We start from the raw sequence: 25,520 nt of genomic DNA on the forward strand, positions 1-25,520 counted from the left end.
ACCGTGGTTCGCGCGCCGGCCCCTTGAAGCATCGAAGCGGCGGAGAGCCCCGATCGGGTTATTTCACCACGGTCTCGCCGCCGGCCATCTTGGGTGCCGGTTCGCCGCTGGCGCTGCTCGGCATGGCAGGGCTCACCGCCACCAGGGGCGGGGCGGTCACCGGCGTGAATTTCGAATCCACGAATTCGAGGGCATCCTCGATAGTCTTGCGCCACAGCGACCAGGTGTGGTCGCCATCGGTGACGCGGAATTCGATGTTGATCCTGTCGGCCATCAGTGTCTCGTAGAGGGCCATGGAGCCGCGCCAGAAATTGAGGCCGTCATGGTCGCCAACGGTGAGATAGATCGCCGGCAGTTCGCTGCCGGCTTCGATCTGCCGGGCGAGCAGGGTGAACACATTGGCGTCATTGAAGCGCCGGGCGTCGAAGGGCGTACCGAAGGCACCGCCGAAATGGGCGCCCTCCGGTGGCAGATCGGGGCCTCCGACCACGGTGGCCTGGTCGATGCGCTTGAAATAGCTGCCGCTCGCGCCCGCCCATGCCGTCATGGTCTGGGAGGTCGGGATGTTCTGCCACAGTGCACCGGACAGGCTGGCGACCGCGACGAAGCGGTCCGGCCGCTTGAAGGCAAAGCGCAGCGCCCCGAATCCACCCATGGAAATGCCGGCGATGGCGCGGGATTTGCGGGTGCAATGGGGTGCGAAGCGCTTCTCGAAAGCGGTAGGCAGCTCGTTGAGGAGCGCGGTTTCGTAATTGCCCGGCCCCTTCACATCGGCGGAATCGACATACCAGCTGTTGCCGGCGGAGGGCATCACCACCAGCATCGGGTTGATGCGCCCGCTCTTGATCAGACGGTCGAGCGTCACCTTGATGGTGGCGAGCGACGACCAGTCGCGATTATTGGCGTCGCGGCCATGCAGGAGATAGAGCACCGGCCAGCCGGTTTCCGGCGCCGGCAGGTCCGGACGATAGACAGACACGGTCAAGGGCCGGCCCAAGGCCTTGCTGGGAAAGGACATTTCCTCGAGCGTGCTGGCCCTGGCCCCGGCGAGCATGGTCAATCCGGTAACGAGGCCGAGACAAAGCGTCATGGCCCTGCGGGCAACAGCAAAAATTCCTGCGGGTTCGGTGCGGACCATGCGCATTTCAAGCTCGTATTGTGCCGTGCGACAAGCGAATTCGTCGAAAGCCGGCGATCGCTGCTCGCATCCATCGCATGGTTGCTGCGCTGAGGCCGTTTGACCAGCCGCTTATGACGGCAAGCTGTGTCACAAATTTGGAAAACAACGACAATTTCCGGCCTTGACGTTGCCGGAGCGTCATTTTGTCGAACAGCGTGGCGATGATGCAACAGGGCATGCAACTTTTTGGCCGCAACTTCGTTCATCCCCGGTACAGGATGAGGCCGCCACTATGTCGCCAGGCTCCAAGAATCGCTTCTGAACTTGGTTGAGCGAGGTGCTGAAGGAAGGATGCCGAAGTGCTGGCATCCTGTCGTGGCAATTCAAGCGCGCCGCGGCGACAGCAGTGATGGAAGTGGAAGGCGCGTATTATGAACAATCAATTCAGCTTCTTGCAGCTGGCACGGCCGATGCGCCCCTATCTGCTTACGGCGCTTTTGTTCGTGCCCTGCTATTTTCTGCAGGCCTACCTGGGCTGGCACAGCTATTCATACTTTGTCTTCTTGCCGGCGGTCGTGCTTGCGGAAGTTCTGTTCGGCTTCGGCATTGGCCTGTTTGCCATCCTGCTGACGGCCACCGTCGTCACGTTCCTGTTCATCCAGCCCTTCTATACGCTGTGGCTGGCGCCCGCCCAGCTTCCGGCGCTGGCCTTGTTTGCCCTTACGGCGATCCTGATCTTCGGCGCTTGCGAGGCGGTGCGCCTGTTGATCGACTATGTTGCCGATCGTCGGCAAAACCCTCCGAAGCCGGTTGCCGCCAGCCCGGCGGTGAGGCCCAATCAGCGCGCCATCTCCGTCGACATGTGGCGCGGCTTCGTGCTGTGCACGATCTTCATCAACCACATGCCCGGCAACCTCTTTGAGGTCATCACTTCGCGCAATTTCGGTCTGTCCGATTCGGCCGAAGCCTTCGTCTTCATGTCCGGTGTCGCCATGGCGCTTGCCTATGGCCGCAAGTTCAATGCCGGCAAGGAAGTCGATGTCTCGCTGGCGCTCGGCAAGCGCGCCCTGAAGCTCTATGGCGTGCATGTCCTGATGACGCTGGCCGGCATCGCCATCTTCGCGGCAGGTGCCCTGCATTGGCGGATGCCCGATCTCATGGCGATGCATGGACGTGATCTCTACATCCAGGATGCCGGCACCTTCCTGCTCGGCACGCTCTCGCTCGGCCATCAGATCGGCTATTTCAACATCCTGCCGCTCTATATCGCCCTGATCGCCCTGGTGCCCGCTCTGTTCTATCTGGCGCGGCTGCATATCGGTGTGATGCTGGCCGCGTCGGCACTGCTCTACGGTTTGGCCCGCCACTATGGCTGGAACCTGCCGTCCTGGCCGATCGCCGGCGGCTGGTTCTTCAACCCCTTCACCTGGCAGTTCATGATGGCGATCGGTATCGCCGTCGGCCTGCTGCTGCAGCAGGGGCGGCTCGCCATCTCCAAGCCGCTGTTCGCCCTTGGCGGCCTGATCGTCTTCGCGGGTGCCTTCGTCGTCACCAACGGCTTCGGCCTGTCCTTCGGCGTGCGTGAGGCTGTTTATGGCTGGCTCGACCTCGACAAGACCAATCTCGGCCTTGGCCGCCTCGTGCACTTCCTGGGCATGGCCGCCTTCATCTATGGACTGGGCATCTCGCCCAAGCTGGCGTCGCTGCGGGTGATGCAGCCGCTGATCATGCTCGGTCGCCACAGCCTGCTGGTGTTCTTCCTGCTCTCGCTGCTGGCCGGAGCCGGCCAGGTGGTGCTGATGACGGGCCATGATGCGCTGTGGATCCAGATCGCTCTGGTCTGCGGCGGCATCGCCTTCCTGTGCGCCGCCGCCAAGTTCAGCGAGGCCGAGAAGGCGGCCGGCGGCCCGGTGATGGTGCGGGGCTGAACCAGCCCCCACCTCAGCGCAGCAGGGGCAGGATGGCCCGGACCCTGACATCGCGCAGATAGAGGCCGCCCCACATCAGCGCCCCGAGATAGACACCGAAGAGAAGGTGGCTGAAGACCGGCGTGCCCGCCCTGAGATTGGTGGCGATGGCGCCGCCCAGCAGGCCGGTGAGCAGCACCGCTCCCAGGATCGAGCTGCGCGGAATGGCGTAGAGCACCGTGGCGGCGAGGGTGATCACGCCAATGGTGCGGGCATGCTCGGGCGGATAGCCCAGGCCCTGCATGGTGTCGATAACCACCTGCAGGGGCATCAGCTTGATGGCACCGTCGAAGAGGAGGAAGACCACCACCAGGGTGCTGAGCACGATGCCCGTCCAATAGGCACCCCTGGAGATGGAGGCGGTTTCGTTCGGCATGGCTTCGTCTCCGTGTTGGCGGAACGGGTTGTCCGCCCGTTGCCACAAGGACGTTCGTCTGCACGTGGGGCCGACAGGACCCGCGCAAGATCGTTCGCTTTTCCCGTTGTAAAAGGCTGCTGCCGGAGTATCTCTCGGCGCCGACCTGTTGCAGGCGATGAGGGAAGCGGGACGGATATGCGGTTATGGCGATTGGCGCGACGCTCCTTCCTGGCTCTCGACGGCAGCGGCGCGGAGCGCCATGGCGCCCGCTGGACGTCGCCGGGCCGGCCGGTCGTCAATTTCGCCTCGGAAGCGGCCCTCTCCGTCCTTATCGTCCTGCGTTACTTGCCGCGGGATCTGGAGGGAATCGATCAGGACTATTTGCTGGGCTGGACCGAGACTGAGGAAGAACCGGAGGACATTCCCTTCACGCCGGATCCGGTCGAGAAGCGGGCGAGGGGGGATGCATGGCTGTCCTCGAACCGCTCCCTGCTCGCAGCCGTGCCCTCCGCCGTGCTGCCGGAAGCCAGGCTCATCCTGATGAATCCGAGACATCCCAAGGCGGGCTCGATCGCACCCTTGACGGTGCGCCCGTTCAGTTTCGAGCAGTGCCTCAGCCTGCCTCCCATGCCGGGCTAGGATCGATGAACGTCCGTGGCTGGATGGCGCACCTGTCGTCCTCAGCCTCGTGCATCCGGTTGCAACGCGGCGCCTGGGCAATATTGCGAACCATGCCGTAGAGTACGCCCGGATCGAACCGGTAGAGCAACCAGATGCGCCTCGGGCAGTGCCACAATTTTCACGATTTCCGTCGCATGGCCAGGCAGCGACTGCCGGGGCCGATCTTCGACTATATCGACGGCGGTGCTGATGACGAGGTGACCTATCGGCGCAATACCGCTGCCTTCGAGGCCTGCGACCTGGTTCCGAACGTGCTTCGCGGAGTGGCGGAAGTCGACATGTCGGTCACGGTGATGGGCCAGAAGCTGGCCATGCCGGTCTATTGTTCGCCGACCGCGCTGCAGCGCCTCTTCCACCACCAGGGCGAGCGGGCCGTCGCGGCGGCGGCGGGAAAATACGGCACGATGTTCGGGGTGTCCTCGCTCGGCACCGTCAGCCTGGAGGAGGCGCGGCGGATCAGCGGCGGTCCGCAAGTCTACCAGTTCTATTTCCACAGGGATCGGGGCCTGAACCACGATATGATGGCGCGCGCCAAGAGCGCCGGCGTGCAGGCGATGATGCTGACCGTCGACAGTATCACCGGCGGCAATCGGGAGCGCGACAAGCGCACGGGATTTGCCATTCCCTTCAGGCTCACGCTCGCCGGCATGGCCCAGTTCGCGATCAAGCCGGCCTGGGCGATCAACTATCTCACCCATGAACGCTTCCAGCTGCCTCAGTTGCAGGAACACCTCAAGCTCGACGGCGGGGCGCTGTCGATCAGCCGCTATTTCACCGAGATGCTCGACCCCTCTATGTCGTGGCACGAGGTGGCGGAGATGGTGCGGCTTTGGGACGGACCGTTCTGCCTGAAGGGGATCATGTCGGCCGAGGATGCACGGCGTGCGGCGGAAATCGGCTGCAGTTCGATCGTGCTTTCCAATCATGGCGGCCGCCAGCTCGACGGCTCGCGCAGCGCCTTCGACCAGCTGGCGGAGATCGTCGATGCGGTGGGAGACCGGATCGACGTCATGATGGATGGCGGTGTCCAGCGCGGGACGCATGTCCTCAAGGCGCTCTCTTTGGGGGCCAAGGCTGTCGGGTTGGGCCGGTATTACCTATTCCCGCTTGCCGCAGGCGGGCAGCCCGCCGTCGAGCGCGCCCTGGAGCTGATGCGGATCGAGATCGAGCGAGGCATGAAGCTGATGGGCTGCACGTCCGTCGCCCAACTCACGCGCCAGAACATTCGCCTGCGTTCTTGAAACGGTTCCCGGCCCGCGCCCGGTCCGGCAAGCGCGATCCGCGATGGGGCGTCTCACAGCTTGAGCGTCACCCTGGTGTTGAGGAGCTGGCTGCGCCTGGCGCTCGAACCCAGCTTGATCTCGAAGTCGCCAGCTTCCAATACCGGCTGCAGGTCCCTGCCGGGGAAGGCGAGATCCCTCGCCGCCAGCGCGATGGTGACGGTGCCGCTCTGGCCGGGATCGAGGCTGATCCTGGCAAAGCCCCTCAGTTCCAGCAGGGGCCGGGACAGGCTCGCCACCAGATCATGGGTGAACAGGAACACGGTTTCCTGGGCCGCGCGCTTGCCGGTGTTGGTTACAGTGGCGCTGACCTCGATGGTGTCGTCGGGGCCGAACACGGCCTTGCTCACCTTCAGGCCCGACAGACTGAAGGCGCCATAGGTGAGGCCATGGCCGAAAGGGAAGGCCGGCGCATTGGGGGCGTCGATATATTTGGAGGTGTAGTGGTCGTTCGGGTTGAAGGGGCGGCCCGTCGGATATTGCTCGTAGTAGAGGGGGGCCTGCCCGACTGCATCGGGCCAGCTCACCGGCAGGCGGCCGGAAGGCGATTCCTGCCCCATCAGGAGATCGCCGATGGCGGGGCCGGCCTGTTCGCCGGGCCACCAGGCCATCAGCACGGCCGATGCCTTGTGGAACAGCCAGGGCAAGGTGAGCGGCCGGCCGGCGAAGAGCACGACGACCACCTTCTTGCCGAGCGCCAGGATCGCCTCGGCGAGCTCGCGCTGCTTGCCCGGCAGCTCGGGATGCGCGCGGCTGGCGGCTTCCCCGCTCATCGGTGCCGTCTCGCCCAGGCAGAGCACCACGGTGTCGGCAATGCGCGCCGCTTCCACCGCAGTGGCGATGCCGGAGGTGTCGTCCGAGTTGATCTTCACGCCCTCGGCCTGTGCCACGACGGTAGCGACCTTGCCGAGGCTGGTACGCAGCGTGACGCTGTCCTCGGCCACCGAGGCGCCGCCCCAGGGACCGCGCATGTCGGCCTGGGCGTCGGCGAGCGGACCGATCAGAGCGATTCGCTCGGTACGCGTGAGCGGCAGGGCCTCGTTGTAATTGGTGAGCAGGACGCAGGATTTGCGCGCCGCGTCGCGCGCGACCTCATGATGGTCGATGTTGCCGGCCATGGCGGCCAGGGGCGCCGTACCGCGCCGATAGGGCTGGTCGAACAGGCCGAGCCGTTCCTTGAGGGCGAGGACGCGCCTGACGCAGGCGTCGATCTCCGCCATGGTGACGAGGCCACGCGACAGGGCCTCCGGCAGATGTTTGCGATAGGCGTTGGACACCATGTCGATGTCGACGCCGGCCCGCAGGGAGAGGGCTGCCGCCTCGGCGAGGTCGCCCGCGACACCATGGTTCAGCAGCTCGGCCACCGCATTGTAGTCGCTGATGATGACGCCGTCGAAGCCGAGCTTGTCGCGCAGCCAGCCCTTGAGCAGCGGCTCATGCGCCGTCATCGGCATGCCGGCCAGGCTGTTGAAGGCGGGCATGATCGCGGCCACCCCGGCTTTGACGGCAGCCTCGAAGGGCGGCAGATAGATCTCGTGCAGAGCCCGATCCGAAATATCGACCGAGGCATATTCACGCCCGGCGACCGGCGCGCCATAGGCACAGAAATGCTTGGCGGTGGCGGCGATCGAGCCAATGGCCGACAGATCCGAGCCCTGGAACCCCTTGACCTTGGCAATCGCCATTTCGGCGTTGAGCCAGGAATCCTCGCCCGCGCTTTCGACGATGCGGCCCCAGCGCAGGTCCCTGGAGACATCGATCATCGGCGCGAAGGTCAAGGCAAGGCCGTCGTTCCAGGCTTCCACGGCCGCGATGCGCGCCGTGCGGGCCCAGGCAGCCCGATCGAACATGGCGGCTTCCGCCAGCGGCACCGGGAAGGCCGTCTTGTGGCCGTGGATGACGTCGAAGCCGAGCAGCAGCGGAATGCCGAGGCGCGATTCCTCCACGGCGATGCGCTGGACCTCGTTGACGTGATCGACGCCGACCATGTTGAGCAGATTGCCGATATCGCCGGAGCGGATGGCGTCGGGCGAGTCCCCGCCGAGCAGGGGGCCGGTCACCGCATAGCCCGAGGCAACCATATTGAGCTGGCCGAGTTTTTCTCGCAGCGTCATCTTGGACAACAGGGTCTCGATGCGGCTCATCATAACTCCTCGTTCGGCAGGCTTTCGCCGATCGCCGGATCGGCGGGGCCGATGTGCAAATCAGCCTCTCTTCCTTGCTTAACGCCTCGCGGCTTCTGTTCAACCCCCGCCTTGGTTAGCATCGCCGGAACATCGTGCGGTTTGGCGGAATCGCCAGGAACCGCAAGGGCGCTGCGGCCAATCCGTTGAATTGGCCGGGAACAAAGAGTTAGAGCAAGAACGACGTTTCCCGCTAACGTGTTTTGCTCTGGGAATCGGAGAGGGCAGATGAGCGTGATCACGGATCTGGATCGCTGGATCGAACAGCAATATCCCATTGCCGTCAGGAACATGCAGCTTGCGATCTCCGCCACGGCCACGGTGAAGGAGCGGCCGGGTTTCGGCCAGACCATCACGCCGAAAAGGGGTTCGGTGGTGGCATCGCCCGTACCGGCCTCCTACGATCCGGACCCCGATTATTTCTTTCACTGGTACCGCGATTCGGCCGTGGTGATCGATGCCCTCCGGCAGATCGATCCCCGCTGGCTGGACGACGATATGGCAGCGGCGCATTTCTGCGATTTCGTCGATTTCAGCCTGTCGCTCAACGCTCTCAGGGGCGCCGATCTGGTCGCGGAGCCGGGTTGGCGCGTCAAGGTCGCCGAGGACTATCGGCAATTCGTGCGCGAGGATGCGGATCTGGCCAGCGCGGTGGTGCGTGGAGAAACGCGGGTCAACCCGGATGGATCCCTCGACATCTCGCGCTGGAACCGGCCGCAATATGACGGCATCGCGGCCCGTGTGCTGACCGTGCTGCGCTGGGCCTCCGGCCGATCCTTCGGTGTCAGGCACGACGATGCCGTCGCGACCCTGCTGGACCAGGACATCCGTTTCGTCCTCGCCCATTGGCGCGAGCCGAGCTACGACATCTGGGAGGAGGAAAAGGCGCATCACTACTATACGCTGCGCATCGAGGCGGCGGCGCTGGAGGAAGGGGCCTCCTGGCTGGCGGCGCAGGGCGATGCCGCGACCGCCCAGCGCGCCCGGGCGGATGCAGCGGAGATCCAGGGCCGCCTCCATCATTTCTGGCAGCCGGAGGAGGAGTTCTACCGCTCCCGCCTGACCGAGGACGGCAAGCCGACGCCGAAGGATCTCGACATCGCCGTTATCCTCGCCGCGATCCATGCCGCCGGCGCCCTGCCCACCCATTCGCCGCACGATATCAGGATGGAAGCGACGCTGGATCGCCTCGATGAGATCTTCAAAGAGGACTATGCGATCAACCGGGGCCGGCCCGAGGGACGCGGCATTGCGCTTGGCCGCTACCGGGGCGACGAATATTACTCCGGCGGGGCCTATTACTTCTCGACGCAGGCGGGGGCCGAATTCTGCTATCTGCGCGCGGCGGCCCTGCGTGCGGCGGATCCTGCCGCTGCGGATCGCCTCAAGGCGCGGGGCGACGCCTATCTCGAGACCATCCGTGCCTTCACGCCCGATGACGGCGAAATGTCCGAGCAGTTCGACCAGGCGACCGGCGAACACACCTCGGCCAAGCATCTGGCCTGGAGCTATGCCGGTTTCATCACGGCGGTGGAGGCGCGGCGAAAGGCGGGGTAAGCCGCCCGGCATAAGCACGATTTCGGCGACTTCCCTGCGAAACGCTCTATCCCAAATGGGACATGGCGTCGGCGCCGACAAGGCTCCTACGATGGCCGGCAAGCCGCTAAGGCGGTACCGGATCAGAGGGGAAGGCCTTGTCGAAGACGCTCACCACCACGCCGCGGCAGGATGGTTTCCGCGCGCCCGGCGAGTTCGAACCGAAAGCCGGTTGCTGGTTGATCTGGCCCGAACGGCCCGACACCTGGCGGCTGGGGGCCAAGCCCGCGCAGAAGCTGTTCGCCCGCGTCGCCACCGCGATCGCCGCAAGCGAGCCGGTCACGGTGATCGTCTCGGCGCGGCAGTGGCGTCATGCCCGGGCCTGCCTGCCCGACACGGTGCGGCTCGTCGAAATGTCGAGCAATGATTCCTGGTTGCGCGACAGCGGCCCCAATTTCGTCGTCAACGACCACGGCGAGGTGCGCGGTGTCGACTGGACCTTCAACGCCTATGGCGGGCTGAATGGCGGGCTGTATTTTCCCTGGGACCTCGACGACCAGCTTGCCCACAAGATCCTCGAAATGGAGGGGATGCACCGCTATCGCTCCACCCTGATCGCCGAGGGTGGCGGCCTGCAATGCGACGGGCAGGGCACGCTGATCACCACCGCGCAATGCCTGCTCAATGCCAACCGCAATGGCCATCTCGGCCTTGCAGCGGTTGAGCAGCAACTCGCCGACTATCTCGGCATCGACACCATCGTCTGGTTGCCTCGGGGCTTCGCCTTCGACGAGACCGATGGTCATGTCGACGACATCTGCTGCTTCGTGCGCCCGGGCGAGGTGGTGTTGAGCTGGACCGACGAGAAGGACGATCCGCAATATGAGATCGTGCGCGAGGCCGAGGACGTGCTGCGCTCGGCGCGCGATGCCCAAGGCAGGGCGCTGAAAGTGCACAAGCTGCCCCATCCCCTGCCGATCGAGACCACGGCCGAGGAAAGCGAGGGGGTGGACCAGGTCGAATTGACCTGGGCGCGGCCGGTGGGCAACCGCATCGCGGCGAGCTACATCAACTACTATCCCGGCAACAGCGTGGTGGTGGTGCCCGAATTCGGCTGTGCCCTGGATCGTCCCGCCAAAGCCGTCCTGGCCGGGCTTTTCCCCGGCCATGCCATCGTCGGCATCGAGAATTCCCGCGAGATCCTGCTCGGCGGCGGCAATGTCGCCTGCATCACGCTGCCCGTTTATGCCGGGCGTCGCGGTTAGAGCGGGCTTCGGTCTGCTTGGATAATTCTCCTCATGATCTCAACGAGATGGGACCTTCCTGGTCTGAGCGGACCGGAAACGCTCCATCGGCTGCAAAGGAGGTTCGCATGCGCTCCCTGCTTCGTTCGGTCGTCCTTGTCATATGTCTCGCCCTTATCGGCCTGGCTCCAGTCCGGGCCGAGGACGAGAAGACCGTCAATGTCTACAATTGGACGGACTACATCGCGCCCGACACGGTGGAGAAATTCCAGAAGGAGACCGGAATCAAGGTCGTCTACGACAATTACGACGGCAACGAGATGCTGGAGACCAAGCTGCTGGCGGGCCGCTCCGGCTACGACGTGGTGTATCCTTCCGCCTTTCCCTTCCTCAGGAACCAGGTCAAGGCCGAGACCCTGCAGCCCTTGCGGCGCGATGCCATGCCCAATGCCGCCAAGGTCGACCCTCAGGTGCTGGCCCTGATTGCTCAGGCAGACCCCGGCAACCAGCACGCCATGCCTTACATGGGCGTGACCGATGGCATCGGTTACAATGTCGAGGCCATCAAGCGCCGCATGCCGGATGCGCCCGTCGATTCCTTCGCCATGATCTTCGATCCGGTGATCGTCCAACGCTTCGCCGATTGCGGCGTTGCGATGATCGATGCGCCGACCGAGGTGATCCCCATGGCGCTGGCCTATCTCAAGCTCGATCCGCATTCGACCGCCCCAGGCGATCTCGCCAAGGCCGAAGCCCTGCTGAAGAAGGTGCGGCCCTCCATTCGCTATTTCCATTCCTCGCGCTACATCAACGATCTGGCCAATGGCGACATCTGCCTGGCGCTGGGCTGGTCGGGCGACATCCTCCAGGCCAAGACGCGTGGAGCGGCGGCAGCCAAGCCGGTCGAGGTGGCCTACGCCATCCCGCGGGAGGGCACGCTGGTGAATTTCGACACCATGGCCGTGCCCAAGGACGCGCCGCATCCCGACAATGCCATGCGCTGGATCGACTTCAATCTGCGGCCGGACATCGCGGCGGCCAATTCCAATTTCATATCCTATGCCAATGCGGTGCCGGCGGCGCGGCCTTTGCTCACCGAGGCGATTGCCAAGGACCCCGGCATCTATCCGCCGGACGACGTGAAGGCACGGCTGTTCGTGGTGACCAATTCCGACGTGGCGGTCCTCCGCCGCCAGACCAGGGCCTGGACGCGGATCCTGACGGGGCAGTGAGCCTGCCGTGAGAAGACGCCTCAGAGCGAGCGCCCGTCGCGTCCGCCGGCGAGCAATTCGACCTGGGAGTGCACGCCCAGCTTGGCATAGATGCTCTTGATGTGGTTGCGCACGGTGCCGGGCGATATGGCGAGCCTGCGGGCGATGGATTTGGCGCAGCCACCCTCCAGCATGAGGTCCAGGATCTGCCGTTCCCGGGCGCTCAGCCCGGTCTTGCCGCCGATACGGCCAGCCTGGCGGCCCGTCTGCCACAGTCGCCACAGCCGTTCCAGCACCAGCCGGATGGCGTCGCCGGCCCCTTCGGCGAGGACGAGGTCGGCATGGATGAAGCCGGGGCTTCCCCGATGGCGGAAGAAGGTCACGTAGCCGGCGGTGCCGGGTGAAAGATTGAACACGCCGGTGATTTCGTCGATGGTCTGCGACGGCTGGTAGAAGTCCCGATAATAGGGCGTCTTCTCGAAATGGAAGGTGTCGAAGCTGGACAGGGGCAGCAGGAAATCCTGCCGCGTGGCGGCGAATTTCTGGAAGAAGGGATCCTGGCGAAAGAGGCCCCCGTCATATTGGCGGTTCCAGCGATCGGGCCGCCCGCCGTCGATGGTGACGCAGGCGCCTTCCCGCAGATAGAGGCCGACATGGCAGCTGTCCGCTGCCAGGAGGTTGCGGGCGCTCGGTGCAAAGCGTTCCGCCAGTTGCGCCGGGGACGTTGCGGCGAACGCCTCGGCAAGGCCGCGATTCCACTGCGCAAAGCGGGACAAAGGGAGCCCTGGTTCCATGGGACGGCCATCGCATGTTGTTCGAGCGCGGCAGACACCGCTTTCGAACAACATGGCATAAAGTCCGGGAGGCTCAAATCGGTGCTTTCACCCTCAAACGAACCGCCAGACCCTCACTCCATCGCCATGCTGTGGTCCATTTCCGGGGACTTGGCGGCCTTTCGCAGGAAGAAGACCAGCGGCATCGCAGCGAGTGTCAGCAGCATCATCAGCTTGAAATCATTGATATAGGCGATGATGGTCGCCTGCTGGCCGACCATGCCGTCGAGCATGGTCTGGCCCGCTGCGCTCAGCGGGTCGATGAGCTTGGCCCGGGTCATGTCCTGCAGGGCCTGGTTGTAGGGCGTGATGTGGGTGACGAGATCGGCGTGGTTGGCCTGGGTGCTCTCGATCAGCAGGGCCGAGGTCATGGAGATGCCGACGCTGGAGCCGATGTTGCGCGACAGGTTGTAGAGGCCGGTGCCGTCGCCGCGCAGGCTGGCATCGAGGGTCTGGAAGGTCACCGTGGTCAGCGGCACGAACAGGAAGCCGAGGCCCGCCCCCTGCACGAAGCCGGTGACGATGATCTGCCATTGCGAGATGTCGGGGGTCCAGCCGGTCATGTCGTAGAGCGACCAGGCCGTCAGGCCGAAGCCGATCAGCAGGAGCAGGCGGGTGTCGAGCTTTCCGACCATGCGGCCGACGATGAACATGCAGACCATGGTGCCGATGCCGCGCGGCCCCATTACCAGGCCGGCGGTCACCACCGGATAGCCCATCAGCGATTGCAGATAGGGCGTCATCAGCGCCATAGCAGCGTAATAGGTCAGGCCGACTGCTGATATCAGCACCACGCCGACGGCGAAGTTGCGGTCCACGAACAGGCGCGGCTTCACGAAGGTATCCTTGCCCGTGAAGGTATGGACCAGGAAGATGTAGAAGGCGGCGGCGCAGATCAGCGCCTCGAGCTGGATCTCGCCGGAGGAGAACCAGTCGAGCTGCTCGCCCCGGTCGAGGAAGACCTGCAGCGCGCCGATGGCGATGGAGAGCATGCCGAAACCAAGCCAGTCGAGCTTCACGGCCGTGCTGCTGCGGGTCTCGGTGACGAAGGCCATCACGCCGAGCATGGCGACGAGGCCGATCGGCAGGTTGATGTAGAAGATCCAGCGCCAGGAAATGTGGTCGGTGAGCCAGCCGCCGATGACGGGACCGAGCACCGGCCCCACCATCACGGCGACCCCGAATACGGCCATGGCCCCGCCGCGTTCCTCGGGCGTATAGATGTCGAGCATGATCGCCTGGGCCAGCGGCACCAAGGCGGCACCGAACACGCCCTGCATCAGGCGAAAGCCGACGATCTGCACCAGGGATTGCGCCATGCCGCACAGCATGGAGGCGACCACGAAGCCGATGATGGAGACCAGCAGCAGGCGCTTGCGGCCGAAACGCGCGGCCAGGAAGCCCGAAGGCGGGGTCATGATCGCCGCCGCCACGATATAGGAGGTCAGCACCCAGTTGATCTGGTCCTGGCTGGCGGCGACGCTGCCCTGGATATGGGGCAGCGCGATATTGGCGATGGTGGTGTCCAGCGCCTGCATGATCACCGCCAGGATGACGCAGGCGGTGATGGCGCCGCGATTGGCGACCTTGGGGGCGGGCAGGGCGGGGCTGGAGATTTGGCCGGCGCTCGCGGTGGCGGATGCGCTCATGGCAGGCCTCGTTCGCAACGATCTGGGACTATAGGTGATGAAATAATCAGGTGCTCAAAAAGCGGGCCGGCGCACGGGAGCGCGACGGCGACGGCGTCAGCCGGCCTGGTGGTTGCCTTGGGGCTTGTCTTGTCCGAACCAGCTCGTCACGAAGCTGGGCAGGCCGCGGGCATGGCCGGTATCGACACCGACCACCGCGCTCATGCCGACCCGCAGGTTCGGCTTGTCGGGCGCGGGATCGATGCTGATGCGCATGGGAATGCGCTGGACCACCTTCACCCAATTGCCCGAGCTGTTCTGCGCCGGAAGCAGGGAGAAGCTCGAGGCGGAGGCCGGGCTGATGGTCTCGACCTTGCCGGTCCAGGTCACGCCCGGATAGGTGTCGACCGAAATCTCAACCGGCTGGCCGGGTTTGACATAGGTGAGCTCGGTTTCCTTCGGGGTCGCGTCCACCCAGATATTGGTGGTGGAGACCAGGTTGAAAGCGCGCTGGGAGGCGTTGAGATAGGCGCCGCGCTGCAGGGTATCGACATTGGTGACGATGCCGTCGAAGGGCGCCCGCACCACGGTGTCGCCGAGGTCGCGCTTGGCATTGTCGACGGCCGATTGGGCCTGGAGGTAGAAGGGGTTCTTTTCCACCGGCAGGGAGGCGTCGCCGCCGAGCTGGGCCAGCATGGCCTGGGCATTGGCCTGGGCCACGATGACCTTCTGGCGCGCCGCATCGAGATCATGCTTGGCCTGGTCGAAGCTCTGCTTGGAGGCGGCGCTGGAGGATTGCAGGTCCTGCTGGCGCTTGAACTGGGCCTCGTAATAGGGAATGTCCGCCTTGGCCTGTTCGATCTGGGCTTCGGCCTGGGCGTAACTCGCCTGCAGGGTCAGAACCTGGTTGCGCACGGTGCCGAGCTGCGCTTCCGCCCCTTCAAGGGCCGTGCGGTAGCTGCCGGGACGGATGCGATAGAGCACGTCTCCCTTCTTGACGGTCTGGTTCTCGACGACGTCGATTTCCACCACCGTGCCGGCGACATCGGTGGATATGCCGACCATCGCCGCCTGCACATAGGCGTTGTCCGTCTCCATCACCTGCCCGCCGGTGACATAGAAATAGCCGCCGGCAACGAGGGCGACGGGGAGCAGGGCAAAGAGCAGGGGGCGGGTCAGCGAGCGCTTGCGCATCCTGGCCGGCTGCGGCGTGACCGCGTCCTGACCGGCCTTGTCGTCGGAAAGCCGCTCGATCTCGATGGGGTTTTCGAGTTTCTGGGCCTGGTTGCTGCCATCAGCCATGTTTTGCCTCCTTGTCGTCGACCGGCTGGCGGCAGGCTTCGAGAAGGTTGGCCTTCATCTGCGTCAGGGTGTCGAGTAGTTTCACGCGGTCTTCGTCCGGGATGGATGCCAGGGCCTCCGCCCGCGTCCGGTCGCCGAGAACGCGCATCTCGGCGAGAATGGGATGGGCGGCCGGCGTCAGGAAGAGCAGCCAGACCCGACGGTCGCTCGCATGCTGGCGCCGTTCGATCAGCCCGCGCGCTTCGAGCTTGTCGAGAATGCGCACCAGGGTGATCGGTTCGATTTCGAGCAGTTCGGCCAGCCCGCTCTGATGGATCCCCTCGCTGCGCGAGAGGAAGGCGAGCGCCTGCCATTGCGAACGCGTCAAGCCGATATCACCGGCGCGCTGCTCGAAGCGCTTCCGCATCAGGCGGGCGACGTCATGCAGGATGAAGCCGAGAGTAGGCTGGTTGAGCATATCTAGAACATGCCGTTCTAATTATAAGCTTGCTTATCTTTATCCATGATTATAACAAGGATGCCTCAAATGCAATCGCCCAGATGGTGCGGACCGCAAAATGGCTGCTGATCACGCGAGATTTGATCGGGGTTCGGTCCTGACGGGGGCCGGCTTGCTGTGTGCGGCCTGGTTCGGGCTGGCGCTTGGCACGCAACCTGCGGTCGCCGCGCCGCGCTTCGTCAGTTGCGGCGGCGCCGCCATGCTGGGGGCTGCACTGCTCAATTGCTCCCACCTAGCACCGACCAAGCCGGCGCAGCTGTGCAATTTCAGCTGGAGCCTCTTGCAGGTCGGTAACGTCCCGCAGGTGGTGAGCGGTTCCTTCCTGCTGCCGCCGGGCGCCAACAACGCCCAGGTCTATCAGGGGGCCGGCTATGTCGCCGCCCTGGCGTCACCGATCATCCTCTGCCAGGACCAGAATTAAGACCAGTCTCGCATCCGGGGCTTCAAAACCCAACGATTTTCGACACCAAATCAAGGGTTTGGCGAGTATCGTCGGACGGAGCCAGGAGTCGTTTTCGATGAAGCTCGGGATGACCGTCACGGTCCGCTTTCGGCGGCCAGCCTCTCTATTGCCGCTACAACGCCCCAAAACAGCCCCTTTTGGTTCACACGCCATACAAGTCGGCCAAGCTATCGCTTAGGTTGTACTCACAGGCCATGAGCCGTTCGAGCTCGGCCCACCCCGGGTGGAAACCAAGAGGGCCAGATCAATGTCCGCGACCTTTCGCAGCGCGTTTGCGCTTTTGTTCATCCTCATCGCGGCGAGTTTGCCGCTGCAACCAGCTCGGGCACAGAGCCAGGGCGAAAAGCGCATTGCCCTCGTCATCGGCAATGCCGACTACAAGGCCGGACCATTGGCGACCAGCGCCAATGATGCGGGCCTTATCGCCCAGACCCTGCAGGCTGCCGGTTTCGACGTCACCGGCGCTCGCGACCTGGATCAGGATTCGCTGCGCAAGGCGTTCCGTGAATTCCTCGACAAGGCCTCCGCATCGGGACCCGACACGGTGGCTTTCGTCTATCTGGCCGGTTATGGCCTGCAATCGGAAGGGCAGAATTACTTCGTGCCCGTCGACGCCGCCATTCAGACGCCAGCCGCCGTGCCGGCAGAGGCGATACGGCTCTCCGATTTCATTCGGCCGCTCGGCGCCTTGCAGTTGAAGGCCAGCATCGTGGTGATCGACGGCGCGCGCGCCAACCAGTTCGCCCGCGGCGACCAGCCCCTCGCCGGCGGCCTGGCACTCGTCGATGCCGAGCCCAACTCCCTGATCGCCTTCAACGCGGCACCCGGTACGGTGGGGCCGGCCGAGCAGGGGCCTTATGGCGCCTATGCCCAGGCCCTCGCCGAAATGATGCGGACGGGCGGGTTGCCGATCGCCGATGTGTTCGACCGTACCCGGTTGCGGGTGAGCGAGAGGACCAATGGCGCGGTGCTGCCCTGGAGCGCATCGAAGCTCGGCGAGCCCTTCGCCTTCTTCGACCGTGCCGCCGATGCGCCCGCTCCGCAGGTTTCCCTGGAAGAAGACAAGGCGATGCAATCCAAGCGCATCGCCGATTTCGACGCGCGTGATGCCTATGTCGCCGCCGTGGATCGGGACACCATGCAGGGCTATCAGGACTTCCTGACTGCCTTTCCGCGCGATCCCATGGCCAAGCGCGTGCGCGCTATCGTGGCTGCCCGGCGCGAGGCCATCACCTGGCACGAGACCTGGAAGCGCGATACGCCCAATGCCTACTGGTCCTATCTCAAGCGCTATCCGCGCGGTCCCCATGCCTGGGACGCCCGCCGCCGCCTGAGATATCTGTCGGCCGAGATCGAGCCGCCGGCGCGTTTCGACGTGATCGAATATGACGTGCCGCCGCCACCGGAAGTCGAGGTCGTCTATGTCGAACGTCCGGTAATCGTCTTCTCCGATCCCGAATTCGACCTGCCGCCGCCGCCGCCGCCGCCGGTGATCTTCCTGCCGCCGCCGCCGCGGGAATTCGTGGAACTTCCGCCGCCGCCGCCGCCGGTCGATGAGTATGTGCTGCCGTCGCCGCGCTATGTGGCGATGCCCGAATGGGTGCGGCCGCCGCGTTACGTCGAGCCGCCGCCGCAGAACTTCATCTTCAACAACATCCACAACGCCACCGTCATCAACGAGACGCTGGAAGCCCCGCCCGAGCGCATGCCGCGCCAGGAAGGCGAGGGCGGCCTGACGACCGGAGAGAAGGCGGCCGGTGCGGCGATTGCCGTTGGTGCGGCGGCTGCAGCCGCTCGCGTCGCCTTGCCGCCCTTCCTGCGCAATCGCGGCGGGCGCGGTGGCCAACCCGGCATGACGCAGCCGGCTGTGGCGCCGCAGCCGGGTGAGCCCGGTCTGGCTCCGGCTCCCGGCGCACCACAAAAGCCGGGGCGCCTTCTGCCAGGACAGGCTGTTCCTGGCCAGGCTCTTCCCGGTCAGGAAGGCCAGCCCGGCCGATTGCTGCCGGGGCAGGAAGGTCAACCAGGACAGGCCGTGCAGCCCGGTACGCTGAAACCGGGGCAGGCTCAGCCGGGTCAGCCCGGTCGGCTGCTGCCGGGACGGGTCCAGCCAGGCCAGGCCGCCCAGCCGGATGAAACCAAGCCGGGACGAGCCCAGCCCGGACAACTCCCGCCGGGCCAGGCGGCCCAGCCTGATGAAGCCAAGCCGGGACAGCGCCAACCCGGCCTGAAGCCCGGTCAAGGCCAGCCGGGCAAGGCCTTGCCGGGCATGAATGGCGAGGCTCTGCCGCTCGATAACGGCAAGCCGCCATTGGGTGACACCCCGCTTCCCGGACGCAAGCAGCCTGGTGGCAAAGCCGCCAAGCCGGGTCAGCTCGGCCAGCCACTGCCAGGAGCACAGCCTGAGGGGCAGCCGGATCAGACCCAGCCTCAAAAACCCCTTCCGGGGCAGAAGGGCCAAGGTCGCCTGAGGCCGGGGCAGCCGCAGCCGGACGGCACCACTCAGCCTCCGGCCGAGAACGGCCAGCAGCTCGGCAAGCCATTGCCGGGAGCCGACGAGGCGCAGCCGCTTCCCGGCCGCAAACGGCCAAAGGGCCGTCAGCCCCAGGATGGTGGTATCCAGGCTCCGCGGCCTGGCGCTACCCCTGAGGAACAGGCCTTGCCTGATGCCGGAGCACCGTCGCAGCCGGCAGGCCGCAAGCGTCGCCCGGCCCAGGACGGGCAAGGCCTTGGCGAACCCTTGCCACCAGCCGGGCGAGCTCTTCCGGACGGCAGCGGGCAGCCGCAGCCCCAGCCGGGCCGTCGTCGCCCGCGCCAGCCCGATGCCGGTTTTGCTCAGCCGGACGAGCCGGCCCAGCCGTCCGCTCGCCGGCCGCGCGTCCAGCAGGGCCAGCCGGGTGGTGGATCTGACGAGGGTGGGGCACCCCCGCCGCGCCAGAAGCGTTTGAACCAGGCCCCCGCGCCGGACATGGAACCGGCCGTGAATGCACCGCGTCAGAATCGGCAGCCGCGCGCGCAGCCAGAGCTCGAGGGTGGGGCGTCCCGGCCGATGCAACGCCTGCGGCCGCCGGCGCAAGAGGGTGGTCCGGCCGCGGGTGGTGGCGGACGTCAGCGCCGCTGTGGCGGCCAGGGCGCACCGCCTTGTGAATGAGACGTGACGAAAACACCGCCCGGCTTGCCGGGCGGTGTTGCTTCAGGCCTTCTACCGGAGTTTTTCGGGTCAGAAGCCGCTGACGACATAGCCGCCATCGACGGGCAGCGTGGTGGCGGTCACGAAGATCGAGGCGGGCGAAGCGAAGAACAGGGCGGTGCCGACGAGATCATCGACGCTGCCCCAGCGCTTGAGCGCCGCCTTGTTGGCGATCTTGCCGGCCGGTACCGGATCCGACCACAGGGGCTTGGTCATGTCGGTGCGGTGATAGCCGGGCGCGATCGCGTTGACGCGGATTCCCTCGGGCCCGAATTTGTGGGCAAGGGCCCGGGTGAGCCCCATGATGCCGGTTTTGCTGGCGCAATAGGCCGGCACGCTGTCATCGGCGAGATAGCTCAACATCGAGGCGAAGTTGATGATGGACCCTTGCGATTTCACCAGCAGGGGGTGGGCCGCCATGGCAAGGCGCATGGCGCTGTTCATGTTGACGTCGACGACTTCGAGATAGGTTTCCTCGGTCCATTCGGCATCGGGCCGGGCGATGCCCTGGGCGTTGACCAGCACGTCGAGGGCCGGCAAGGCCGCAAAGAAGCGCTCGACTGCTGCCTTGTCGCGAACGTCGAGCTGCTCGAAACGGATGGACCGGCCACCATTGGCGGCCTTGGCTGCGGCCAGGCGCGCTTCGGTGGAGCCCGTTGCGATGACATCGGCGCCGAGATCGGCAAAACCCTGGGCGATGGCGAGGCCGATGCCGCTGGAACCGCCGGAGACCACGACGGTCTTGCCTTCGAACAGGCCGGGGCGAAAGGCGGATAGGACGTCCTGCATGGAGATTTCCTTCGATTGGATGAGAGAGGACCAGACGGCGGTTCAGCCTTGCTGCAGCCGGTCGAGATCGTCGTAGAGCGCCTGGGAATGGCGGTAGAGCCGGTCGAACACCGGCTGCATGCGGGCATAGGTCTCGGCCCAGGCCGAGTCGGGCAGGATCTCGGCGCCATAGCGCACGAAATGGCGGACGGCATCCTCGACCTTGCCGAAACGCCCCAGGGCCGTTGCCGCCATCGCGGCGCAGCCGACAAGGCCGCATTCGGTCTCCTCGGGCACCAGGATGGGCACGTTGTAGGCGCTGGCCTTGATCTTGAGCCAGAGCTCGGTCTTGGCGCCGCCGCCGGAGGCGACCACACGCTCGAGCTTCTGGCCGGTGGAGGCTTCCATCACGCGGATATGGCGGTTGACCGCGAAGGCCACCCCTTCCAGCGTGGCGCGATGGAGATGGGCGAGGCCATGCTTGGCGCCGATGCCGAAGAACTGGGCGCGGGCATTGCGATGGGCGCCGAGCCGCTCGCCGGCCAGGAAGGGCAGGAAGAACAGGCCTTCGGCGCCGGCCGGGGCCTCGGCGGCCTTGGCGACGATGTCGCCATAGGAGAGCGCCTTCTCATGGAAGGCGCGGCGGGCCCAGCGCATGGCGTCGCCCCCGGTTTCCAGCAGGGTGAACGGGCCCCAGTGCCCCTCGACGGTGCGCACGTTGCAGATCTCGGGATCGAGCAGCGGTTCGTTCGTCACCAGGGTGATGATGGAGGAGGTGCCCATCACATCCGAGGCCGTCCCGGGGTGGACGACGCCCGATCCGAGCACCGCCACCGGATAGTCGGCTCCGCCCACCAGGACGGGCGTGCCCTGGGCAAGGCCGGTCTCCAGGGCGGCGCCTGCGGTGACATAGCCGAGAATGTCGAGCGGCGAGCGGATCGGCGGCAGTTTGGCGGCATCGAGGCCGAGACGATCGATCATCGCGGTAGACCAGGTTCCGCTCGCCGGATTCATCAGGAAGCTGCAGGAGGCATCGCCCTCGTCCATGGCGATCTCGCCGGTCAGCCGCAGGTTGATGTAGTCCTTCGGCATCAGCACCGTGCTGGCGGCTCGATAGGCCTCGGGGTCGTTGTCACGCAGCCAGGCGAGCTTGAAGCCGGGCCAGGCGGGCGTCGGCGGGTTGCCGCTCTCGGAAAGGTAGGAGCCAGGCGGGTTGTCGCGCTCGAAGGCCGCCACCAGGCCCGCCGTGCGCTTATCGTTCCACAGGGGGGCGGTATCGCGGGTGGGATTGCCGTGACCATCGACCAGCACGGTGCCGTGCATCTGGCCGCAGGCGGCGACGGCCTGGATCCGGGCGGCGGCATTCTCCTGCCGGGCGAGCACGGTGCGGATGGCCGCCACGGTGCCGGACCACCAGTCGCTCGGGCGCTGTTCGGCCCAGCCGAAAGCAGGTACGATCTGGTCATATTCGCTGGCGGCAATCTCCAGAATGGCGCCTTTGCCGGCCTCGACCAGGGCTGCCCGGGCGCTGCCGGTTCCGACATCGATGGCCAGGATGAGATCCTGCGTCATGGGTGTGTCCTCGGCTCGCTCTTTGAAGAATGGGCGTGCAGCCATTGCCTCTGCATTTTTGGGAGTGATGCTACACGTTTTCCAGGCGGTCAACTGAAAATTCCGACATATTCATGCTGCATCGCAATAAAATCACCGAACTATCTTGCCGGGGCGACATGGAATATGTAGCATTGCTACAAAATTGACGCCCAGGCCGATATCATCGGCAAGCCCTGAGGAGAGCGCAGACATGGCCATCAACCCCATTGAGCGGATCGAGGCGATTGGCGTGGTGCCGGTCATCGCGATCGACAATCCCGCGGACGCAGTCGCGTTGGCCGATGCCTTGACGGCCGGCGGCCTGCCGATCGCCGAGATCACCTTCCGCACCAAGGCGGCCGCCGAAGTCCTGGCCATCCTGCACGACCAGAGGCCGGAGTTCCTGGCCGGTGCCGGAACGGTACTGGATCTGGAATCGGTGCAGGCCTGCAAGGACAATGGCGCGAGCTTCGCCCTCTCCCCCGGTTTCGATGCGGAGATCGTCGCTGCCGCCAAGGCGATCGGACTGCCCTTCGCGCCGGGCATCATGACGCCGACGGACCTTACCGCGGCCACGCGCGCCGGCCTGCGCCTGTGCAAGTTCTTCCCGGCCGGTGTCGCCGGTGGGCCGAAGGCCCTGGAAGGCATCGCCGCGCCCTTCAATCACCTGGGCGTTCGCTTCATCCCGACCGGTGGCGTCACGCTGGAGACGATGGGCGACTGGCTCAAGCATCGCTTCGTCGCGGCTGTCGGCGGCACCTGGATCGCCAAGCCCGAAGATATCAGCGGCGGCAAGTTCGCCGAGATCACCGCCAAGGCAAAGGCCGCCGTCGAGCGTGTCAAGGCGATCCGGGCGGGCGCGGCATGAGCAACTATCAGCCGGCGACCCGGCCGACTCTCTATTTCATCGGTGTGACCACCACCAAAAGCTCGATCATGCGGGTCTTCCCAGCCTGGGCCGAACATCTGGGCCTGAAGGATGCGGTGATCAAGGGCATCGACTTTCCTCTCCATGCCGATCCGGCCGCCTATCGCGAGGCGGTCGCCTTCATCAAGGCCGATCCCCTCTCGTTGGGGGCACTGGTCACCACCCACAAGATCGACCTCTACAAGGCCTGCCGGGACCTGTTCGACGAGGTCGACGATTTCGCCCTGCGCATGGAGGAGACCAGCTGCCTGTCCAAGCGGGACGGACGCCTGATCTGCCACGCCAAGGACCCGATCTCCTCCGGGCTCGCCCTCGACAATTTCATTCCCAGGGGCCATTTCGAACGGACCGGCGCCGAGCTCTTTTCGATGGGGGCAGGCGGTTCCACCATTGCCCTGACCTGGCACATGGTGCGAGAGGCACGCGGCGCCGACCGGCCGTCGCGCATCGTGGTCTCCAATCGCAGCCAGCCCCGCCTCGACGAGATCCGGCGCATTCACGAAGAGATCGGCATGCCGGTGCCGGTCGATTACGTGCTCGCACCCCACCCGACGGACAATGACGCGGTCACCGCTGCCCTGAAGCCAGGTTCTGTGGTGATCAATGCCACCGGGCTCGGCAAGGATGCGCCCGGTTCGCCGCTCACCGATGCGGTGGTCTTTCCGGAACAGGCGATCGTGTGGGATCTCAACTATCGCGGCGACCTCGTCTTCCTCGACCAGGCCCGGCGCCAGCAGGCGGCACGTCATCTGCAGATCGAGGATGGCTGGACCTATTTCCTGCATGGCTGGACTCAGGTGATCGCCGAGGTCTTCGACATCGAGATCCCAACCGCCGGCCCCTCCTTCGAGCGGCTGGGCGAGATCGCCATCGCCGCTTCCAAGGGGTGATGCCGTGGAACGTATCCTGGTCACGCCGCGCTCGCTGACATCGGCGACCCATCCCCTGGTCGAACGCCTCCGGGCCGAGGGCCACGAGATCGTCATGCCGGCGCCCGGCAAATTGCCGGATGAGGCGGACCTGCTCGCACTCGTGCCGGGCGTGACCGGCTGGCTGGCGGGGGTGGAGAAGATCTCGCCGCGTGTCATCGCCGCGGCGAGCTCGCTGCGGGCGATCAGCCGCAACGGCACCGGGACCGACAATCTGCCGGTCGATACGCTGCTCGCGCGCAAGATCGCCGTGCGCATCGCCGCAGGCGCTAATGCGGCGGGTGTGGCGGAGCTTGCCATCGGCCTGATCTTCGCGGCGCTCCGCCAGATTCCCCTTTGTGATGCCGGCATCAAGCAGGGGAGCTGGCCGCGCCGGATCGGTGCCGAGATCCGGGGCCGCAAGGTCGGCGTGGTCGGCTGTGGCGCCATTGGCGCCGAGGTCGCGCGCCTGGCTGCCGCGCTCGGGGCCGAGATTCTCGCCTATGATCCGCAACGTCCTGCCGTCAATGTCGAGGCAAGCAGCCTGCGCTGGGTGGAGATTTCAGGCATGCTGGCGGAAGCCGATGTCGTCACGCTTCATTGTCCGGCGCCGGCCGATGGTCGTCCCCTGCTGGGCGCGACCGAATTCGCGGCCATGCGGCGTGGCGCGGTGGTGATCAACACGGCGCGGTCGTCGCTGGTCGATGAAGCGGCTCTGCTGGAGGCCCTCGAAGACGGGCGTCTCGGCTGTTACGCCACCGATGTTTTCGAAGAGGAGCCGCCGGCGAGCCTCGCTCTCGCCGGCCACGCCGGAGTGATCGCCACCAGCCATATCGGCGGCTTCACCCAGGAGAGCGTCGACAGGGCCACCGAGGTCGCCATCGCCAATCTGATGGATGCGCTGCAGGGGAGGGCGTGAGGGAATGCTGGAAGTCCTGCCCTTTGCCGGCCCGCTGGCCGGACAGCTCGCGAACCGTCCGCAGGCCGGCCTCTCGCTCTACTGGCTCGGGCAGGCCGGTTTCCTTCTCGACAGCGGCCGGCGCCGCCTGCTGATCGACCCCTATCTCTCGGATTCGCTGGCGCAGAAATATCGCGATCGCGGCCCCTCGCATGAACGCATGATGCCGGCACCGATCGAGATCGAGGACATGCCGCCGCTCGATTTCATCCTCTGCACTCACCACCACACCGATCACCTCGATGCGGCGACATTGACCCCGCTCGCCCGGCGCTTTCCGCGGCTGCGCCTGGTGGTGCCCAAGGCCTCGCTGAAACTGGCGCAGGAGAGAACCGGGCTCGATGCGGAGCGCTTCATCGGCCTGGATGCCGGCGAAACCCTCATGCTCGACCAGGACATCGAGGTGCGCGCGGTGCGGGCTGCCCATGAAGCGCTGCAGCGGGACGAGCAGGGCCATCACCTGTTTCTGGGCTATGGCCTCGCGCTGAACGGTGTGTGTGTCTTCCATTCCGGCGATACGATCCCCTTTGCCGGGCAGGTGGATGAGGTGAGGGCCCTGGCGCCCGACCTGGCGCTGCTGCCGGTGAACGGCCGCTCACCGGAGCTTGCCGCTGCCGGCATCGCCGGCAATCTTACCCTGGATGAGGCGGTCGAACTGGCCTCGTCCGGAGGCATCGGGGCCGTGCTCGCCCATCATTACGGCCTCTTTGCCTTCAATACGCTTGCGCCAGAGCGGATCGACGCGAAGGCCGCCGCGATGACGGGGCCGCCCCGGCTGCTTCGAGCCGGGATTGGAATCGAGTATAGGCTGACAGCTCCGTCCGAGACGACGGATTGAGCCCTCCGATCCGAAGAGGGAGCCAGAAAGGGAAG

General features: G+C 65.6%; 21 protein-coding genes. 12 read left to right on the forward strand and 9 right to left on the reverse strand.

The window, feature by feature from the left end:
- Window positions 1-58 precede the first annotated feature (58 nt).
- On the reverse strand, window positions 59-1,138 hold the full coding sequence (locus tag QM672_RS13320) for an alpha/beta hydrolase-fold protein (RefSeq protein WP_415083100.1): 1,080 nt from the start codon (window positions 1,136-1,138) through the stop codon (window positions 59-61).
- Between the two features lie 413 nt (window positions 1,139-1,551).
- Between QM672_RS13320 and opgC the strand changes: the two genes are divergently transcribed.
- A complete protein-coding gene (gene opgC / locus QM672_RS13325) occupies window positions 1,552-3,048 on the forward strand; it encodes an OpgC domain-containing protein (protein ID WP_367625027.1) in 1,497 nt (498 codons plus the stop codon).
- 13 nt (window positions 3,049-3,061) lie between these two features.
- Here the strand turns inward: opgC and QM672_RS13330 are convergent, their stop codons facing one another.
- Window positions 3,062-3,463, reverse strand: a complete 402-nt coding sequence (locus QM672_RS13330; RefSeq protein ID WP_415083102.1) for a DoxX family protein — start codon at window positions 3,461-3,463, stop codon at window positions 3,062-3,064.
- Between the two features lie 177 nt (window positions 3,464-3,640).
- Between QM672_RS13330 and QM672_RS13335 the strand changes: the two genes are divergently transcribed.
- On the forward strand, window positions 3,641-4,084 hold the full coding sequence (locus QM672_RS13335; RefSeq protein ID WP_415083104.1) for an RES family NAD+ phosphorylase: 444 nt from the start codon (window positions 3,641-3,643) through the stop codon (window positions 4,082-4,084).
- Window positions 4,085-4,218: 134 nt separating this feature from the next.
- A complete protein-coding gene (locus tag QM672_RS13340; protein WP_415083106.1) occupies window positions 4,219-5,367 on the forward strand; it encodes an alpha-hydroxy acid oxidase in 1,149 nt (382 codons plus the stop codon).
- Between the two features lie 53 nt (window positions 5,368-5,420).
- Here QM672_RS13340 and QM672_RS13345 read toward each other — a convergent pair whose 3' ends face one another.
- Window positions 5,421-7,550 carry a glycoside hydrolase family 3 N-terminal domain-containing protein gene (locus tag QM672_RS13345; protein WP_311944791.1) on the reverse strand — a complete coding sequence of 710 codons (2,130 nt, stop codon included), beginning with the start codon at window positions 7,548-7,550 and terminating at the stop codon, window positions 5,421-5,423.
- Between the two features lie 267 nt (window positions 7,551-7,817).
- Between QM672_RS13345 and QM672_RS13350 the strand changes: the two genes are divergently transcribed.
- The 3 genes from QM672_RS13350 to QM672_RS13360 all read left to right on the forward strand — a co-directional run bounded on the left by QM672_RS13350 (window position 7,818) and on the right by QM672_RS13360 (window position 11,601).
- Entirely contained in the window at window positions 7,818-9,146 is a 1,329-nt protein-coding gene (locus tag QM672_RS13350) for a glycoside hydrolase family 15 protein (protein WP_415083108.1), read from the forward strand.
- Between the two features lie 137 nt (window positions 9,147-9,283).
- Window positions 9,284-10,390 carry an agmatine deiminase gene (gene aguA, locus QM672_RS13355; RefSeq protein WP_415083110.1) on the forward strand — a complete coding sequence of 369 codons (1,107 nt, stop codon included), beginning with the start codon at window positions 9,284-9,286 and terminating at the stop codon, window positions 10,388-10,390.
- Between the two features lie 107 nt (window positions 10,391-10,497).
- Window positions 10,498-11,601, forward strand: coding sequence for a polyamine ABC transporter substrate-binding protein (locus QM672_RS13360; RefSeq protein ID WP_415083112.1), 1,104 nt, complete (start codon window positions 10,498-10,500; stop codon window positions 11,599-11,601).
- 20 nt (window positions 11,602-11,621) lie between these two features.
- Here QM672_RS13360 and QM672_RS13365 read toward each other — a convergent pair whose 3' ends face one another.
- From QM672_RS13365 to QM672_RS13380, 4 genes are all read right to left on the reverse strand, one after another.
- Window positions 11,622-12,374: a helix-turn-helix transcriptional regulator gene (locus tag QM672_RS13365; protein ID WP_311944783.1), complete on the reverse strand. Its 753-nt coding sequence runs from the start codon at window positions 12,372-12,374 to the stop codon at window positions 11,622-11,624.
- A gap of 113 nt (window positions 12,375-12,487) precedes the next feature.
- Window positions 12,488-14,062, reverse strand: a complete 1,575-nt coding sequence (locus QM672_RS13370) for a DHA2 family efflux MFS transporter permease subunit (RefSeq protein ID WP_415083114.1) — start codon at window positions 14,060-14,062, stop codon at window positions 12,488-12,490.
- Between the two features lie 96 nt (window positions 14,063-14,158).
- On the reverse strand, window positions 14,159-15,343 hold the full coding sequence (locus QM672_RS13375) for an HlyD family secretion protein (RefSeq protein WP_415083116.1): 1,185 nt from the start codon (window positions 15,341-15,343) through the stop codon (window positions 14,159-14,161).
- The gene (locus tag QM672_RS13380; RefSeq protein WP_311944780.1) at window positions 15,336-15,800 is read right to left on the reverse strand and encodes a MarR family transcriptional regulator; all 465 of its coding nucleotides are present in this window, start codon (window positions 15,798-15,800) and stop codon (window positions 15,336-15,338) included. Before QM672_RS13380 ends, QM672_RS13375 begins: the two co-directional genes overlap by 8 nt.
- Window positions 15,801-15,900: 100 nt before the next feature.
- Here QM672_RS13380 and QM672_RS13385 point away from each other — a divergent pair, with 100 nt between their 5' ends.
- Window positions 15,901-16,263: a hypothetical protein gene (locus QM672_RS13385; protein WP_311944779.1), complete on the forward strand. Its 363-nt coding sequence runs from the start codon at window positions 15,901-15,903 to the stop codon at window positions 16,261-16,263.
- 289 nt (window positions 16,264-16,552) lie between these two features.
- Window positions 16,553-19,453, forward strand: coding sequence for a caspase family protein (locus QM672_RS13390; RefSeq protein ID WP_415083119.1), 2,901 nt, complete (start codon window positions 16,553-16,555; stop codon window positions 19,451-19,453).
- Between the two features lie 69 nt (window positions 19,454-19,522).
- Here QM672_RS13390 and QM672_RS13395 read toward each other — a convergent pair whose 3' ends face one another.
- Both QM672_RS13395 and QM672_RS13400 read right to left on the reverse strand, forming a co-directional pair.
- A complete protein-coding gene (locus QM672_RS13395; protein WP_311944777.1) occupies window positions 19,523-20,281 on the reverse strand; it encodes an SDR family NAD(P)-dependent oxidoreductase in 759 nt (252 codons plus the stop codon).
- A gap of 42 nt (window positions 20,282-20,323) precedes the next feature.
- Window positions 20,324-21,832, reverse strand: coding sequence for a xylulokinase (locus QM672_RS13400; protein ID WP_415083121.1), 1,509 nt, complete (start codon window positions 21,830-21,832; stop codon window positions 20,324-20,326).
- A gap of 232 nt (window positions 21,833-22,064) precedes the next feature.
- On the opposite strand from QM672_RS13400, the gene QM672_RS13405 reads away from it, so the two are divergent.
- From QM672_RS13405 to QM672_RS13420, 4 genes are read left to right on the forward strand one after another with little or no spacing between them, the layout of a single operon-like run.
- A complete protein-coding gene (locus QM672_RS13405) occupies window positions 22,065-22,721 on the forward strand; it encodes a bifunctional 4-hydroxy-2-oxoglutarate aldolase/2-dehydro-3-deoxy-phosphogluconate aldolase (RefSeq protein ID WP_311944775.1) in 657 nt (218 codons plus the stop codon).
- Entirely contained in the window at window positions 22,718-23,671 is a 954-nt protein-coding gene (locus tag QM672_RS13410; protein WP_415083124.1) for a shikimate dehydrogenase family protein, read from the forward strand. Before QM672_RS13405 ends, QM672_RS13410 begins: the two co-directional genes overlap by 4 nt.
- Window positions 23,672-23,675: 4 nt before the next feature.
- Window positions 23,676-24,608 (forward strand): NAD(P)-dependent oxidoreductase, encoded by a 933-nt coding sequence (locus QM672_RS13415; RefSeq protein ID WP_311944773.1) that lies wholly within the window; start codon window positions 23,676-23,678, stop codon window positions 24,606-24,608.
- Between the two features lie 4 nt (window positions 24,609-24,612).
- On the forward strand, window positions 24,613-25,485 hold the full coding sequence (locus QM672_RS13420; RefSeq protein WP_415083126.1) for an MBL fold metallo-hydrolase: 873 nt from the start codon (window positions 24,613-24,615) through the stop codon (window positions 25,483-25,485).
- Window positions 25,486-25,520 lie beyond the last annotated feature (35 nt).

It is taken from the genome of Labrys sp. (in: a-proteobacteria) (genome assembly GCF_047605565.1).
GTDB lineage: Bacteria > Pseudomonadota > Alphaproteobacteria > Rhizobiales > Labraceae > Labrys > Labrys neptuniae.